The sequence below is a fragment of the Pontibacter sp. SGAir0037 genome (assembly GCF_005491705.1).
Lineage (GTDB): Bacteria > Bacteroidota > Bacteroidia > Cytophagales > Hymenobacteraceae > Pontibacter.
On record NZ_CP028092.1, the window covers coordinates 1,887,124 to 1,903,917 of the forward strand.

Below are 16,794 nucleotides of genomic sequence, written 5' to 3' on the forward strand. Positions count from 1 at the left end.
TCTACCGGGTTTTTGTGCGACTATGCTTTGCTACCAGTTCCTTTGCTTTAGCCAATGGATCATTAAATGGTACTGCTTTGCTTACTCCCGGCTTTTGAATCCAGGCTTCTTCCCATGCATTGAGATCCGTATTGGGTTCAAAAAGGTGCATCCGAATGCGTGGGATGTAATAGTCTCTGATCATGCCACTCCATAATCGGGCTGCATAATCTTCGATGGTACCTCCCCAGGTTGTAATTAGCCGCTTAGAGTTGGCTTCGTAATAGTTTTTCTGTTCAGCGGTGGTACCGTGTGAACGGGCAAAGTCAACCCAGGGCTGCAGGCGGTTTGTTGGATGAGATTCCAGCAAACGATCTATATCCTGTAGTATGTTAATAGCTTTCTCGCCTGCTGTTTTCATGGCTGCAGTATTATTGGCAGCCTTCGCCTCTAAAGCTTCCTGATAATATTCATCCGCTTTAATACCCAGGTACAGCATGGACAGCTCTATGGCATCATTACGGTAGAGTTCGCTCGCGCTCAGCTCTTCTGAAACAGCCAGGAAATGCTCTACTCCGCTTAAGAACTCAGCACTGGCATGCACCACTCCTTTCCGACGTGTATCGGGCACCACCGTTTGCCACACAAATCTTGGATAAGGCGAAAAACTACTGTAAACCGACTCACGCAACTGTTCCCAGGCTGTTTTCATTTTGTCTGGATAAGCCCCATAGCGTGCCTGGCTATACCCTTTCAGCCATTGGTCGAGGTTTATTATTTCGTGAGACCAGCCCATATCGGCCAAGAGCTCATACACTACTTCATTGTTTTCGATGCCTTCCGGAGCAGATCCAAAGCCGATCAAGGTTTTGCTGTAAGGCGAGTTTAAAGCCTCCACAGCACCTGAAGCATACATTGAAAGTACTCCTGTATAAGGTGTTTTGCCTCCGAAGTTAGGCACATAACTATACACCCACTGCTTGCCATAGTAGCCTTCATGCTCTTTCCAGACCATTGGTATCTTCCATACCAGGTCCGGGTATTCGTTCGCCAGGTCCAGTATAATCATTTTGTCATCCGGCACTTTCGACATCATAGCACTAAGGGTCTTTTTATCCCAGAACTCATGTTGCCAGCCAAAGGTCCAGCCTTGTGTTACCCAAACCGCATCGGGGTTACCAGCCACTACCGATTTGTAAATAGCTTCGCCGTAGCCAGCCAGCAGTGCATACTTCTTCTCCGGATCATCCTTCGGCACGGGCACATCCATCTCGTTGAAACTATCGGAAAGGTAAAGTTTGTTTTTTCCGAACTCCTTTTCCCACTCCTCCACAAAAAGCTTCCCGATCTGCTCGAAGTAGGGCGAGTTTGGTGGCAGCACATATGCATTATACTCAGCCGGAAAGCCGCCCCATTTCAGCGCATTTACTTCCAGCTCCGGGTGCAGTTTTTTAAAACCTTCCGGCACAAAGCCGGCAAAGGCAGGGGCTATAGGTTCAAAGCCCAGTTCATGCATACGGTCCAGTATCTGGTGCTGCAGCTTTAACTGATCTTCGTGCCAGCCGTCCGGTATAGGACCATCCCATTTGTTAATGTTGCCCATGCGGTGCCAGGGCAGGTGTGCAGGCCCTGTAAAGAACTCCCTGGTCTCTTCGTTGCTCAGGCCCAGTTTCTTCCATACCCGTTCGGCAATGGCTTCGCTGCCGACCAAAGCCAAGGGCATATTTACGCCATGCAGCGCCATCCAGTCTATTTCCTTTTGCCAGCGCTCCCAGTCCCAGTAGGGTGTCGTATAGCCATAGGTGACTACATTCAGGAAATAACGGTATTTGTAAGGTGAGGTGGCGCGTTCTTTGGGATAATCAGGCCACTCGTCTGGCAAATTCAGGTGATTACCGCTCCAGCTTACCATGCTGAGCGTTCCTTTTTTCAGATACTGGTAGAAGCCAAAAGTAAGCGCTACAGCACTACTGCCTCTTACTGTAAGCTCCCCATTAACTGCCTCCACTTCGTAGGTATCCAGGCTGTCTTCGGCAGCTATAATTTCCAGGTTGATATTGTTTGCCCTGTCACCTATCAGGCGCTGCATCACACCTCTTGCCGCAGTTATGGCTTTACTGTCAGGGGTACTGGCAGCTACTTCTGTCTTGTTGTGGGTTGAGGTGCTGCAGGAGAAGGCACAAAACAGCACTAAAACAGCTAAGAAAGTATAGAGTGGGCGCATAAGCTTCTATTTTTGAAAATGAGACACAGGTATCACGATACAAGACATACAGCTTTTACTGGTTAGCAGATTGAATTACAGCTCCTCCCAAAGCTTAACAATTTCAAAAGCAGACAACTTACGCTCTATTTTATATTTAAAACTGCTTTAGTAGCTGAGCGTGGCTATGACAGGCAAATGATCTGACGGATAGCTTTCCTGAATCACTCGCTGAGACACAACTTTGAAAGGAGATTTTTTGGTAAAGGCAATATAATCTATTGTTCTGCTCGGGTTTACAACCGGAATCGTGGGCTCGCAGTCGGTAGTGCAGGTGCGGGTAAAAACCTGATCCAGTTCTGCAATAGCCGTACTTTCCGGCAGAGAATTAAAGTCGCCGGCCACTATAAAAGGTAATGTTTCCTTAGCGGCTATTTCGTTTATTTTCCGTACCTGCTGATCACGGTTTTCCAGGTTGCGCACATCAATGTGTGTACTTCCAAAGCGGATAATCTTACCATCGGGTAAGGTTATTTTAGCAGTAGCCAGCACCCGGTCTTCTGCTTTTGGGTCTGCGTCTTCTGGCAATGGTATAACCGTAGTCTCAGACATTGGGTATTTGGATAGTATTGCCACGCCATAGTAGCCTCCTTCGTAATCGATAGCTCTGCCGAAATAGGCTTTCATGCCGACTCTCTCTGCAATGGCCTCGGCCTGGTTTCCAGGCCCCGAACGCCCTGTGTTAACATCCACCTCCTGCAGCGCTACCAGATCAGGATTTTCCTTTCGAATCACATTGGCGATCGCATCCAGGTCTATATCAGTGTTCGTTTTGGTCGGGGGGCTGGCATGGTGAATGTTATAGGTCATTACCTTCAGTTGGCGGACTCCTGTAGAAGCAGAGGCGGAAGCCGAATTGCTGGTACTACCAACTGTTTTCCCGGTGCAGGACATAAGTAGCACGACAAAGGCAACAAAAGTAGCGCAGTAAAATAGTTCTTTTTTCATATGAAAGGTATGGTTAAGCTATAATCTGAGGCAAGACCTATACAAAAGCTTTGGTGTTGACATAACTGCTGGCATTACGCATTCTGAAGAGCGCCACAGCACCTAGAATGGCTACATTACCGATGTGCGAACGCTCAATAACGAGCTGATCTGTTACCACTTTGAATGGAAATGACTGCACACTCTCCAACATGGCATCTTTAAAATAAGTATAGCAGCCACTAACCGAGCCACCCAGAAAAATGGCATCAGGAGAAATGGCATATAAAATTACTTTAATGGCATTGCCCAGATGATGCCCATACTCCTGAAGTATTGCCAAAGCACTAGCATCTCCTTTTTCGGCCAATCGCTGTACCTTTAGACCAGACATGCCGTGTACTCTTTTAAAGTACTTCCCACTGCAATAGTCTTCAATAGTCAGGTCGAGGTAAGGGATGCCTCCAAACTCACCGGCACTGGAAAACCTGCCTGCGTATACCTGATCTTCTATGATGATACCGGTGCCAAACCCGGTGCCCAAGGTTATTCCGACCATGTTTTTGTAGCTTCGCCCATTGCCGTACATTTTCTCTCCTGCAGCAAAGGAGTTGGCATCGTTAGTAATGCAAACCGGTTTTTTAAAGTACTCTTCCAGGTGCATTTTCAGGTATACTTCCCGCCACGAGGGAATATTCTGCACGTTATGCACAACCCCATTCTCTTCGTCTATCAGGCCCGGCACACCTATGCCGATTCCGGCTACACCAGGCTCCATCACCTGCTCAATGCCATTTATTAATTCAGTTATAATCTGTTCCTGGGGAGCATGGGCAGAGGTAGACAACCTAACTTCTTCCAATACTTTTCCATCCTGCACTAATCCAATGTGCACTTTTGTACCTCCAATGTCTATCCCTATAACTTTGTTGTCCTCTCCCATATATCATAACGTTTTCATTAGGCTGCCTTAACTGCTCGTCAGTTTGTGAGAAACGCAGCTTCAATAATTAAATCTTACTCCTTGTAATCCATACACACGAGGCAGCGCCCTAGTCAAATCTCCATTTAACAAAAGCCTCCATGGCTTCGTAATCGGCCAGGCCAAGGTCATCGTAGCAGCGGGCCGTCTCTCTGTTTCTGGCCTCTGCCCTTACCCAGAACTCACGTGAATCATCTCCCGGGAAAACAGGGGTGTCTTTCTGCGACTGGTGCTTGAAAATAGCATTCCGCTTACGCTCCACCTCTTGTGGGGAGAGTGGCACAGCCATTTCTATCTCATGCGTTTCAAATTCGTGCCAGGCACCGCGGTACATCCATAACCAGCAGTCCTGTGCCCAGGCTTCGGATTTACGCAAGCGGTTTAAAGCTTCCAGTATAATTTTAAAGCAGACAACATGGGTGCCATGAGGATCTGCAAAATCGCCTGCGGCAAACACCTGGTGCGGCTTTACCTTTTGCAGCAACGCCATTGTCATCTCAATATCGAGGTCCGAAACAGGATTCTTTCGGGTTTTACCGGTTTCATAAAAAGGCAAAGCCATAAAGTGGATATAATCGTCCTGCAAGCCTGCATAACGGGCAGCTGCAATGGCCTCACTTTTACGTATAAAGGCTTTCACATCGCGTATTTCCTGCGTATCGATCTGGTTAGGTTGCTTTTGCTCTATGAATTTTCTGGCATCTTCGTAGATTTTACTTAACCTGCTACTGTCCTGCCCAAGGCTCTTGGCGAAATCTATCGCAAACTCCATGTAGCGAAGCACATCATCGTCCCAAACAGCTGTATTACCCGACGTCTGGTAAGCCACATGCACCTCATGCCCCTGGTCCACCAGACGTATAAAAGTGCCTCCCATAGAAATGACATCGTCATCGGGATGGGGTGAGAAAATAACCACCCGCTTCTGTGCCGGCTCGGCACGTTCAGGTCGCTGAGAGTCGTCTGCCCCTGGTTTTCCTCCCGGCCAGCCAGTAATCGTATGTTGCAGCTGATTAAAGATATCGATGTTAATGTTATAGGCCGGCCCTTTTTCGGTAGCCAGCTGTGCCATACCATGGTTATTGTAATCTTCTTCCGTAAGCTTCAGAATAGGCTTTTTCACCTGGAAAGACAGCCAGATAACTGCCTTTTTGATCAGGGCATTATCCCACTGGCAGTCTTTCACCAGCCAGGGAGTATCGAATCGAGTCAGGTCAGCGGCAGCATCCTGGTCCAGCACAAACTCTACATGATCGGAGAGCTGCAGATAAGTGGCCGGTATTTCAGCAGAAATTTCGCCTTCAACAGCTTTTTTAATAATCGGAGCCTTTTTTCGGCTCCAAGCCATCAGTATAATTTCTCTGGCTTTAAAAATAGTGCCAACACCCATTGTAATGGCCTTTCGGGGCACGTTTTCCTTACCACCAAAATCCCTGGAGGCATCGCGGCGGGTAAGATCATCCAGCGTTACCAGCCGGGTGCCAGAATTGGGTGCTGAGCCTGGCTCGTTAAAGCCGATATGGCCTGTACGCCCGATACCCAGAATCTGCAGATCCAGGCCTCCCAAGGCCTCAATCTTCTGCTCATACTCCAGGCAAAAGGCATGTATCTCTTCTTTCGGAAGTGTTCCATCCGGTATATGAATGTTAGCTTTAGCTATATCGATATGATCGAACAGGTTTTCATTCATGAAGGTAACATAGCTCTGCACGGCAGCAGGATGCATCGGGTAGTATTCATCCAGGTTGAATGTTACCACATTTTTAAAGCTCAACCCTTCCTCCCGGTGAAGACGCACCAGTTCTTCATAAACTCCAACCGGTGTAGCACCTGTAGCCAGCCCCAACACAGCTTTCTCGCCTAGCTCCTGCTTTTCCCGGATCAGGTTAGCAATTCGGGAAGCCACCTTTACGGAAGCAATATGTTGATCGGGATAAACGGTAACCGGAAGTTTCTCGAACCGGGTTTCTTCCAAGAGATTTAAACGAGCCATAGACTTATGTATAGTTTTATTTTGGTGCTGATTAAGCTTTTAGTTTATTATAAAATAAATTTAAAACACTGCTACGCAGGTAACATGATAGTGTTATCGCCTAAAGCATATAACAAAGTTATTATATCAGAAAAAGCTAATTTATGACAAGCCTTACCCTAAGCCAAACCACTGTTCCGGTCAAATCTGATCTCTAAAAATATTTTCCATAACAACAGCTACAGAGCCTAGTATGCCGGCATCCTGTCCTAAACCAGACAAGGCTATGGTTGTTTTCTCTCTTAACTGGGCCATGCAATAAGTGTTTATCGCCTGCTGAATCGGAGTAGTGATATACTGCTTTGCCTCTGCAATTTTTCCTCCCAGAATAATGAGCTCCGGATTAAACAGCTGAATCAGAATCGAAATACCTTTCCCCAAGTTCATACCTATCTTAGAAAGAATATTAATGGCATACTGGTCTCCACGGTTGGCAGCATCTATAACCAGTTGTGGCTCTATGCTGTCTATTTCCTGATCCGACAGCTGGTTAAGCAAAGAGTGTTGACCGGATTTGATCCCCTCTTTCGCCATGTTTGCCAAAGCAATACCCGACGCCACTGTTTCCAGGCAGCCGCGTTTTCCGCAGTAGCACAGGGCTCCATCATTCTCCAAGGGAATATGGCCAATCTCACCTGCAAATCCTGTGGCACCGCTTCTAAGTTTCCCATCCATGATCACGCCTAAACCAACACCCCAATCCAGTGAAAGCACCAGCACATCTCTTTTACCACGGGCCAGACCGAAACGATGTTCGGCCATTGCAGCACTTTTCACATCATTTTGTATGTAAACCGGCTTTTTAAATCTTTTGGTTAGCACCTGCTGTAAGGATTCCAGTTCGGAATCTGTATGCATGTAGGTATAATTATTTCCTTCTTTGGAAGCCACCAAACCCGGCATGCTTACACCGATACCCATCAATTTATCTGAGTTGATACCCGACTCCTCAATCAGGCCCTGCACAAACTGCTGCAACTGCTCCAGCACGGCAATACCTTCTGATATCTTGAGAGGGAAAGTCTTAACCCCCGTAATGTTGTTATTGTTATTATCGAAGATGGCCATTCGGGTTTTAAATCTTCCCATGGCGATACTTAGCACGAACAAAGACTGATCACGCAAACCGTACAGGTCAGGTTTGCGGCCACCTTCCGATTTACCTCTCCCCTGCTTTTCCACCAGTCCCTCAACCATCAGCTCATTTAATAAATTTATAGATGTAGGTGAGCTGATATTGAAATCGCTACAGAGGTCAGCATTTGTTTTAGGCCCTTTTACATATAAGTGCTTTATTATCTTTATCTTCTGAGTATGCTTCTTCCTCTCAACGTGGTTAAGTGTATCCAGGTAGGAATCCTCAAGTATCAAAGTACTCATTTCGTCTCGTGCTATTAATTACCTAAAGAATGTAATTTATTCCTTTTAAAGCAAGAACTTTTATAAAATTTTTAAAAAAGAATTCCGACTTTAGCTAATATATACTTTAAAATAAAGAACAAATATAAGCTTAATTATATTTAAAGGATCTTTAATCTAAAACATCAGAAAGAACTTATTCAATATGAGTATTCATTATTCTGCTATGCTGATGACAGCCACTACCGGTAAATGATCTGAGGCATAGCGCTCATCAATTACCTTATGACTTCCGGTGCTGAATTTATTTAGCGGGTGCCTGTAAGCTATAAAGTCGATGGCTCTTGATGGATTGTTTACAGGAATGGTTGGGGCACAATACCCGCTGCAGGTCCTTTGAAAGCGCTGATCCAGGGTGTTGATGATGGCAGAACCATTAACAGCATTAAAATCTCCGGCAATAATAAACGGCAGGGATTCATTGGAGGCAATGCTGTTGATCTGGTCTACCTGTGCCTGCCTGTTAGCCGGATCTGACAAGGCATCCAGGTGAGTGCTGCCAAAGCGTAGTTGAGTGCCATCGGGCAAGGTAACTATACCTGTAGCCAATACCCTTGCTTCTCCACCACTACCCGGCAGTGTAGGCAGGCGATGCACTACCGTCTGGGATAAGGGGTACTTAGACAAAATAGCCACACCATATCCGCCGCCCTGGTAATCTATTGCCTTACCAAAGTAGTAGCTCATGCGCAGCCTGGTTGCAATTTCTGCCGCCTGGTTTAAACTGACTCCCGATCGCTGAGTATTTACATCCACTTCCTGTAGCGCTACCAGGTCAGGCTTTTCTGCGTTGATCACATTTACGATGGCCCCTACATCTATTACATTGGCTTTGGATGGCGGATTACAGTGATGAATATTATAAGACATTACCTTTAAAGATGCCACACGTTCTACACCCGGCTTTTCTTCCGGTGATGGCGCAGGTGCTTCTGAAGAACTACCACAAGCACTCGCGAACAAAACAATACCCGCAGCAAGGCTAAGAAATATATTTTTCATACTGAATTTCAAGATACAGAAAGGCAAAGCTTTTGCATGAACAACTTTACCATCAATTTTTAGATGTTGGAAAGCAAACCATTCATCCGCATCAATCTCCAAGTCTTGTAAGATTGCCGGGATGAATGGCTTTGCATAAACTGCTAATATACTATTTCGTCTGTGCCGTATTTTTCACGTTACGACCTTTCATAGGCCATGGCGAATCGGCAGGACCACTTTCTTCTACAGCTATTTTATAAAGCTTGATGTTTGATCCGGCTAATGCCTCCACATACACAGTTCCATCATTAGCAATGGTTGGGGAATTTACAGCTCCTGTTCCCAACGGAAATTCTTTAGCCAAAAGACCTTCGCTGCTCACTACTACCAATTTTCCGTCAGCAGAACCAATATAGATATAGCCGTTCTTGTCTACTGCAGGCACACTTTCAGTAGTTGTTAAATTGTAAGTCCATTTAACATTTCCATTAGCCGGTTCTAAGGCAACCAGGCCTGCGGCTGATCCGGTGTAAAGGTCTCCGTTGGCTCCGATTACCACACCAGACTGAGCTGCTCCGGTAACAGTTGCTGACCATTTAACAGCCCCGGTTGTACCATTATCAGTGATAGCAACAACATGTGCATTAGTTGTATAGTAAATAGTACCATCAGCATCCATTGAAAGAGAGCTACCATGTGTACCACTGCCCATACCTACCGACTCTGTCCATTTGCTGGTACCATCTGCCGTGTTCACCGCCCAAAGTTTACCTTCGTTGGTATTAAGCACGTAAACAGTTTTTTCATCAGGACTAAGAACCGGCGCGGTATAGAAGGCACCAACTCCAATAATTTGCCAGCGTTTTTCTCCTGTTGGACTAAAAGAGAAGAATCCTCCATTTGGTGCAGTAAACCTTGACCCATGGTAAATGTTCCCTTGAGAGTCTATGGCTGGTGTCGTGTTAGAAGCGCCCAAAACTCCAGAACCTCCACCAGTCCACATAACTGTTCCATCCTGACCATTCAGCTTTTGAATGGCTTTGGCATTATCCCAGGTATTTACATATATATTTCCATCTGGACCAATTGAAGGAGCATTAGCAATATAGTGACCTACTTCTCTAGCCCATTTTAATTGAGCTGTCTGCCCCTGATCTGTTACAGCCACAACCTTACCATTATTGCCAAACCTAGACTCGAGGTAATAGATGGTACCATCATCGCCAATAACGGGTGAACTAGAACCTTCGTTAATGGCAGTAACGGCTGTATTATTGTTAAACTCCCACACAATGCTTGCTACCAACTCTTTCGGTTTTGGTGCAATTACTACTTGGTTGGAAACCTGATGTGTGGCCCCGGCAGCATTCGTAACTGTTAAGGTTACGTTATAAGTACCAGCTGCCTCATAAGTGAAATAAGGATTTCGCTTGTTCGAAGTAGAACCTTTGGCATCCCCAAAGTTCCAGTTCCAGGTAGATACTTCTCCGGAACCAACGGCCCTGTCTGCGTAAAACAAAACCTCCTGCCCTTCTACAGGAGTAGCTGGAGTGTAATTAAAAACTACTTCAGGCGGAACCAGATCACCTAAGTCATCATCTTTACAGCTGAATGCAATTAAGCTCAACAAAACGCTTAATAACATGACTTTTACTTTTTCCATTTCTTTATCATTTGATGTTTTTGATGTTAACATGATAAACGTTTGCCGCTGTCGCCCCTTACAACTGTACCACAAGTGCTGAAGCACCAGGAGCAACAGGCATATCTTAATTACCAGCCCGGATTCTGACCCAGGTTAGGGTTGAGCTGGAGTTGAGCCAACGGAACCGGCCACAGGTAATTACGTGGCGCCACAAAGGTTCTGCCGCTAAAAGCTACGATATAGCCATTCTGATCCTGTGCAAAGTTTGCCACATGCGATTGGTTTGCCGCCCATGACTTTTTCATACCTTTTACATCCTCAGCCAATTTTGAGCCTTGTTTCCAGCGCATCAGGTCAAACCAACGCTGTCCTTCCAAAGCTAATTCCACACGTCTTTCACGGCGAATTTCCTCTCGAACATCTAAACCATGATTTGCCAGTTCTGAAAGCTCCATGTGCTTCATTCCTACCCTATCACGCAACAGGTTAATGCTTATATCTAGATCATTCTGTGTTAATTTACCCTGTTCCATTCTTGCTTCTGCATAGGTCAGCAATACTTCAGCATAGCGCAGCAGGTGAATGTCATTATGATCCCGACCAACCTGACCAATAGTAGAAATTTCAGCATACTTGGTAAAGTAGTAACCTGTTATGGTTACAGCTCCTCTGCGGTCGTTATCAAATTTAGGTTCAACAAATGTACCGTCATTCACATTTCTACCATCAACTCGCCCTCCCCAGGCAGCACCCGGACTTAATATGGTTTGTGTCATACGGGGATCTCGGTTCTTGAAAATATCTGCATAACTATTCTCCGTATAAAGTTCCGATTTATCAATAGGCAAACCATCTTTCATCAGATAAGAGTCTACCAGTGATTTGGTGGGATTCCACCGAATTACTTGGTCAGGCACCTGAATTTCACGACTAAGATTGTGCATTAAGATATCAGGTAAGTGCATGCGAGCAATCATTGTCTCCTTATTCAGGCCATTTGCTAACCTTCCTTTATAAGTGAACAACTCGTAATAATTTCGTGTAGGATCTCCTGTGTTAAATAATTGGTAAACCTTAAGATCCATAACATCTTTAGCAGCTTTTTCAGCTATATCATACCGCCCATTATAAAGTGCAATCCTAGCTTTCAAACCTAAAGCAGCCCCTTTACTCATTCTTCCCAAATTATTACCTGATGGAATCTCGGCGGGTAAATGCGTGGCAGCTAGTTCAAGATCCTCAAGGATAAAATCTATTACATCCTCCTTTGGATTTCTTGGCCCATACACTTCTTCAATTGTTAGAGTGGTAGTTACTAAAGGTACATCACCAAAAAAACTAGTTAGAAATAAATATCCAAGTGCCCTGATTACACGTGCTTCAGCTGCCAATGCTTCCCTTCTGGCTGTACTTACAGAAGTTGCCTTATTATAATTTTCTAGAAAGGCATTTGCTTGGCGAACAGCTTGATATTGGGTTGTCCATTCAGTATTTAAAGTCGGAAGGTCATGCCCATAAACCCCACTACCAATTTGTTGATAAGCTGTCGTTGAAGGCCATAAAGTATTATCGCCCATGTTTTCCATATCGACCGTGTTTTTTGCTTTCACGTTGGCATATAGTGCATCAACAGCCAAAACTAGTTGCTCCTCAGTTTCCCAAAAATTATCATTTGAAAGAACATCCCTAGGTGCTATGTCTAAAAAATCATTATTACATGAACTAAGAAGCATTGTACTAAAGACTAAGCCGAATATAAATTTATTTTTCATTGAAAATTCTTACTTTAAGTTGATATTTAGACCAAACACAAAGGTTTTCACCTGCGGATAAAAATTTGCTCCACCTACCGGTGATTCAGGATCATATCCATAGAAAAAATTTGTTATGGTTAACAGGTTATCAGCAGAAGCATATACTCTTAAGCGATTAATTTTTAATCTCTCCGAAATAGTCGACGGCAGTGTATAGCCGATCTGAACATTCTTTAGTCTTAAATAAGAAGCATCTTCTAACCAAAAGGTTGATAAACGTTGATTAAAAGTTTGCTGAAATGAAAGACGAGGGTAGCTTGCATTAGGATTGTCGGGTGTCCAACGATCCAAATGGATAGGCTGCGGCATTGTACTTTGATCCATGAAAGCATGTCGAGTAGAGCCAGTCAGATAGCCGTTTACTTTACCAACGCCTTGTAAGAAAAAGTTAAGATCAAAACCTTTCCAGCCGATATTCCCTCGGAAGCCATAGGTATACCTTGGTATATGGCTACCAATTACTTGACGATCTTCGTCAAGTGTAACTTTGCCATCTTCATTTAGATCCTTATAGATGATGTCTCCAGGACGAACTGGATCAGTAGCGATGTACGGAAAGTCAGGTACAAACTCTCCAGATTCTGGATCATATCGAAAATCAGACTCTTGCGCAATTCGCTCTGCCACCAAACCATAAAATGCTTCTAGGGGTTGGCCTATAAACCTTACTCGATCACCATAAGTTGGATTAGAATTTCCTAAATCAACAACTTTGTTTCTTACATCAGAAATATTAAAATTCGCACCATAACTCACTTCCCCGATTCTATCATTCCAGTTTAGTTGCAATTCCCAACCTCTATTCTCCATCTTACCGGCATTTTGTATTGGATCAGGAGCACCAAACACTGCTGGATTTTGTAAATTAAGAAGCAGATTATCACTTTGATTAATGAAGTAATCAGCTGAAATATTTAAGCGATTCCTTAAGAATGCTAAGTCAATTCCAATATTTGATTTAATTGCGGACTCCCAAGTAAGAATTTCATTAGCAACAATTGTTTGTCTATAGCCAATCCTGTTTGCATTTCCAATTGGCATAGTCTGTACGGGACCTAAAATGTCCATAAAGGCATAATTTCCAATTCTATCATTACCTTGTGTTCCGTAAGAAGCCCTAATTTTACCAAACTCAACAACATCTCTTAGTCCAGCAAAAAAGTTCTCTTCAGTAAATACCCACCCTACTGAACCAGCCGCAAATAATTTCCAGCGAAGGTTGCTTATAAATTGGGATGAGCCGTCGTAGCGAAAGTTTCCTTCAATTAAATATTTATTATTAAAACCGTAGTTTGCCCTGCCAAACAAAGAGCGTAAAGCACTTTGAGTAGCACTACCATCATTCAGTTGATTGTCTGTACCTAGCCTGATGTGCCCTACTGATTGAGTAGGTAAATGGGTCCTTGATGCTTCAAAATTATCACTTAATTCTTGTTCTTGAGAAACACCTAACAACAGCTTGACGTCGTGTTTATCAGCAAACCTGCGTTCATATTCAGCAGTAGCAATAATACCTTTTTTAATATTTGAGTAATCTCTTGTCTCAAATTTATTAGGGTTTCCTGTTTGATAAACTAATTTTCCATCCTCAGGACTAAAATAATTAATAGTTTTATTAAAAATATCTCGTTTGGAGTTAGATCTAAATAAGGCATATTGACCACGAAGATTAAACCCTTTAAATAGATTTAAAGTAGCATTTAAATTTCCTGTAAACTCTTGTGAAGTAAAATCATTGTATCCACCGTCTGTAGCTAAAGCAACAGGATTACTTTGCCCGCCGATATACCCCCAACTACCAGCAGTATTGCGTACAGGTACAAGTGGCAAAATAGATGTAGCTGCGCTAATTGAACCTGTTCCATTTGCTGGGCTAGTATAAGTTCTATCTACATAACCCATATTGGCAGTCACATCTATTCTATCAATTATCTTCGTAGAAATTTTTGCACGTATGTTATGTCTGTTAGCACTAAAATTATCCCCTGTAACTAACCCCCCCTCATTAAGATATGCATAAGAGATGTAGTAGTTCATACCATCTGTACCACCATTTATACTTAAACTGTGATTTTGTTGCGGAGCATGCTTTTTAAAGATTTCATCCATCCACCTGGTGTTAGCAAAGTAATTAGGATCAGAGCCGCTTCTGGCAATGGCAATATCTTCATCAGTATAAGTAGGATTTCTTCCTGCATTGACCATTGCCTCATTCAAGAGCTCCATATACTCCGGTGATCCCAAAAATTCAGGCAGAGCTGTAGGTGTCTGCAAACCAAAATAAGTATTAAAAGAAATACTAGGCTTTCCAGTTGTACCTTTTTTTGTGGTCACCATAATTACCCCATTGGCCCCTCGTACTCCAAAAATAGAAGAGGAAGCAGCATCTTTAAGAATCGATATGCTTTCAATATCATCTGGGTTCAAAATGTTAAGGTTACCACCCGGCACACCATCAATCACTACTAGTGGTGATGCATCACCCCAGGTACCAATACCCCTGATTCTAATATTACCTGCATTATTACCTGGAGCTCCTAAGGCACCTGTAATAGTAACCCCTGGCATAGTACCTTGTAGTCCAGAATTCAAGTTCGTAATTGGTCTGTTTACCAGCACCTCCGATGTAACCTGACTTACTGCACCTGTCAGGTTGGCCTTTTTCTGGGTGCCATAACCTACCACCACCACTTCATCCATCATTTTAACATCTTCCTGAAGGGAGATATCGAAAGTACTTTGGCTGCCTATGGTAATCTCCTGACGCTGAAAACCGATATAGGATACAACCAGAACCGGATCTGAAACACCAGCAACATTAATGGTGAAACGGCCATTTACATCTGTAATGGCTCCGGTACTAGTTCCTTTAACCGATACCGACACGCCAGGCAGTGGCTGCCCGTCGGTGCCTCTTATTACACCTGTTACCGTATTGTCCTGGCTTTTGTCGAGGGGGGAATTCATGGCAACCATCGAACCGGAGGCTGCGTTTTCATGCCCGAGGGTATAGCCTTCTATAGGGGCGAAACCGAGCACGGCCAACAATAGCAGCGAGCATCTTCGACGCGAGCCTCCACTGTTTCTTGATTGTAACTTTTGGTTCATAACAACATGAAAGTTTAGTGGTTATTCTGTTCCTGATTAAAATAAGTACTGCAGGCTGGGCTTTTTAAAGCAATAGCCTATTCACTTCAGTGGCCGGAGTATATTTTCCAAGCCATTCCTGACACAGTGGTTTATTACTTAAAAGTGATTCAACTGCTACTTTAAAAAATGGCGTTTCAGGTTTTTCCAGGCGAAACGCTTCTAAATTGTATCAGCTATTATCTACTTTATCCTATAATCTTTTGAACTTAACTTGGTGCAGCTTCTTAATCAGGAAAGAAAGTGTTAAACCCTATTCACTAATTTCTTCTGAATCAATAGCTAGTACCTGCTTCCTCTATCTTTCTAAAACCTCCTACCTGATCCTGTAGAAGGTGCCACGGTACGGCATCGACCTTACACCAAAACTCTATATGTTGCTTCTTCAGGCTGTACACTTACTCAAAGCTTGAGCAGACATTCTTACCATTTTTGTTTATCCTACTTACCGGATGCCTTAGCTCGAACCTTCTTTGATGTTTATGAACATGTTGAATGTTTATCTAAAGAAGCAAAAATTTTAAATTACAAACAATACTTTTGTTATTTTTTTTAATAAGTCAAAATTATTGGTTTATATATTCTATGAAAAGAAATGTGTTTTACTATTATGTTAAGAATCACTAACAGGACTTAATAATAAAATAAATTTAGCCGAGGTGAGCTTTTCGAGGGGGTGAAAGCTGCTAAAACGAGCTGATTTATTTAGATGCTGTAACAGCATCTTGTGCAGCACAGTAGTACGACAGCGCATTTCAGCAGAAGATGAGCCAGAAGGGTAATATGGCTTTAAAAAAATAGCCGTACAGGCGCTTTTTTTAAAGCACCTGTACGGCTATCCGATTTAGAATAACACCTATATTATATGCTTAACGCGTGAGGCGTTTTGCAGCCGCCCTATCGGCAAACCAGGTTGGTTCTCCCTGGAAGGGTTTAATTAGTTGTGATGGGTACTGTTCAACATTCGCTTCGCCCTCCAGCACCTCATACAAAGCATCCGCTTTTTTCTCGCCGAACGTCAGGAAGAAAATGTGGCGTGCAGCATTAATGCATGGAGCAGTTAGGGTAATGCGGTACATCTCCTGTGGAGCCAGGTAATATGCCTGCACCAGTTTTGTTTTTTCGTGAAGCACTGCCGTTCCCGGAAACAAGGAAGCGGTATGCCCGTCGTCACCCATACCTAGTAGTATTAGATCGAACTGCGGGTTTTCCTGTCCTAGATGCTGGCGAAGAAGCTGCTCATATTCTGTTGCGTATTGCGCAGGCTCCAGCTCCTTCCACATCGGAAATACCTGGTCCTTCGGAACCGGCACCAGATTCAGCAGCGTCTCAAATGCCATTTTCGCATTGCTTTTGTCGTCGGTTAAGGGCACCCATCGCTCATCACCCCAGAAAATATATGTCTGCTGCCATGGAACCTGATTCCGATAAGGGGCCTGCGCCAGCAAACGGTACAACTCTACCGGAGATGATCCTCCTGTAAGTGCAACAGTGAACTTTCCCCGTTGCTGCACGGCTTCACGAGCCACGTTCACAAAAGCTTCTGCAGCTGCTTTACTTAGCTCTTTTGTATTCTCGTATATCTGTAACATGTTTCTTTCT

9 protein-coding genes and 1 pseudogene are annotated in these 16,794 nt (G+C 43.9%); all 10 read right to left on the reverse strand.

Going from position 1 to position 16,794, the window contains the following annotated elements; translation table 11 throughout:
- Position 1: 1 nt before the first annotated feature.
- A complete protein-coding gene (locus C1N53_RS07760; RefSeq protein ID WP_137758761.1) occupies positions 2 to 2,203 on the reverse strand; it encodes an alpha-N-acetylglucosaminidase in 2,202 nt (733 codons plus the stop codon).
- A gap of 147 nt (positions 2,204 to 2,350) precedes the next feature.
- Complete coding sequence (locus C1N53_RS07765; RefSeq protein WP_240773429.1) at positions 2,351 to 3,190, reverse strand: endonuclease/exonuclease/phosphatase family protein; 840 nt, start codon at positions 3,188 to 3,190, stop codon at positions 2,351 to 2,353.
- Between the two features lie 37 nt (positions 3,191 to 3,227).
- Positions 3,228 to 4,112, reverse strand: a complete 885-nt coding sequence (locus tag C1N53_RS07770) for an ROK family protein (RefSeq protein ID WP_137758762.1) — start codon at positions 4,110 to 4,112, stop codon at positions 3,228 to 3,230.
- A gap of 109 nt (positions 4,113 to 4,221) precedes the next feature.
- Positions 4,222 to 6,168, reverse strand: a pseudogene (gene nagB / locus C1N53_RS07775) (glucosamine-6-phosphate deaminase); the annotation flags it as partial.
- 156 nt (positions 6,169 to 6,324) lie between these two features.
- Positions 6,325 to 7,563, reverse strand: a complete 1,239-nt coding sequence (locus C1N53_RS07780) for an ROK family transcriptional regulator (protein WP_137758764.1) — start codon at positions 7,561 to 7,563, stop codon at positions 6,325 to 6,327.
- A gap of 195 nt (positions 7,564 to 7,758) precedes the next feature.
- The gene (locus C1N53_RS07785) at positions 7,759 to 8,604 is read right to left on the reverse strand and encodes an endonuclease/exonuclease/phosphatase family protein (RefSeq protein WP_168193987.1); all 846 of its coding nucleotides are present in this window, start codon (positions 8,602 to 8,604) and stop codon (positions 7,759 to 7,761) included.
- A gap of 151 nt (positions 8,605 to 8,755) precedes the next feature.
- Positions 8,756 to 10,249, reverse strand: a complete 1,494-nt coding sequence (locus C1N53_RS07790; protein ID WP_168193988.1) for a PQQ-binding-like beta-propeller repeat protein — start codon at positions 10,247 to 10,249, stop codon at positions 8,756 to 8,758.
- 110 nt (positions 10,250 to 10,359) lie between these two features.
- Complete coding sequence (locus C1N53_RS07795) at positions 10,360 to 12,003, reverse strand: RagB/SusD family nutrient uptake outer membrane protein (RefSeq protein WP_137758766.1); 1,644 nt, start codon at positions 12,001 to 12,003, stop codon at positions 10,360 to 10,362.
- Positions 12,004 to 12,012: 9 nt separating this feature from the next.
- Positions 12,013 to 15,153 (reverse strand): TonB-dependent receptor, encoded by a 3,141-nt coding sequence (locus C1N53_RS07800; protein ID WP_137758767.1) that lies wholly within the window; start codon positions 15,151 to 15,153, stop codon positions 12,013 to 12,015.
- Between the two features lie 908 nt (positions 15,154 to 16,061).
- Entirely contained in the window at positions 16,062 to 16,784 is a 723-nt protein-coding gene (gene pgl, locus C1N53_RS07805) for a 6-phosphogluconolactonase (protein ID WP_137758768.1), read from the reverse strand.
- Positions 16,785 to 16,794: the final 10 nt, after the last annotated feature.

Bases quoted from the DNA above. Each gene is read 5' to 3' on its own strand.
- C1N53_RS07760 (WP_137758761.1), bottom strand. From the start codon at position 2,203: ATGCGCCCACTCTATACTTTCTTAGCTGTTTTAGTGCTGTTTTGTGCC.
- C1N53_RS07765 (WP_240773429.1), bottom strand. From the start codon at position 3,190: ATGAAAAAAGAACTATTTTACTGCGCTACTTTTGTTGCCTTTGTCGTG.
- C1N53_RS07770 (WP_137758762.1), bottom strand. From the start codon at position 4,112: ATGGGAGAGGACAACAAAGTTATAGGGATAGACATTGGAGGTACAAAA.
- C1N53_RS07780 (WP_137758764.1), bottom strand. From the start codon at position 7,563: ATGAGTACTTTGATACTTGAGGATTCCTACCTGGATACACTTAACCAC.
- C1N53_RS07785 (WP_168193987.1), bottom strand. From the start codon at position 8,604: ATGAAAAATATATTTCTTAGCCTTGCTGCGGGTATTGTTTTGTTCGCG.
- C1N53_RS07790 (WP_168193988.1), bottom strand. From the start codon at position 10,249: ATGGAAAAAGTAAAAGTCATGTTATTAAGCGTTTTGTTGAGCTTAATT.
- C1N53_RS07795 (WP_137758766.1), bottom strand. From the start codon at position 12,003: ATGAAAAATAAATTTATATTCGGCTTAGTCTTTAGTACAATGCTTCTT.
- C1N53_RS07800 (WP_137758767.1), bottom strand. From the start codon at position 15,153: ATGAACCAAAAGTTACAATCAAGAAACAGTGGAGGCTCGCGTCGAAGA.
- pgl (WP_137758768.1), bottom strand. From the start codon at position 16,784: ATGTTACAGATATACGAGAATACAAAAGAGCTAAGTAAAGCAGCTGCA.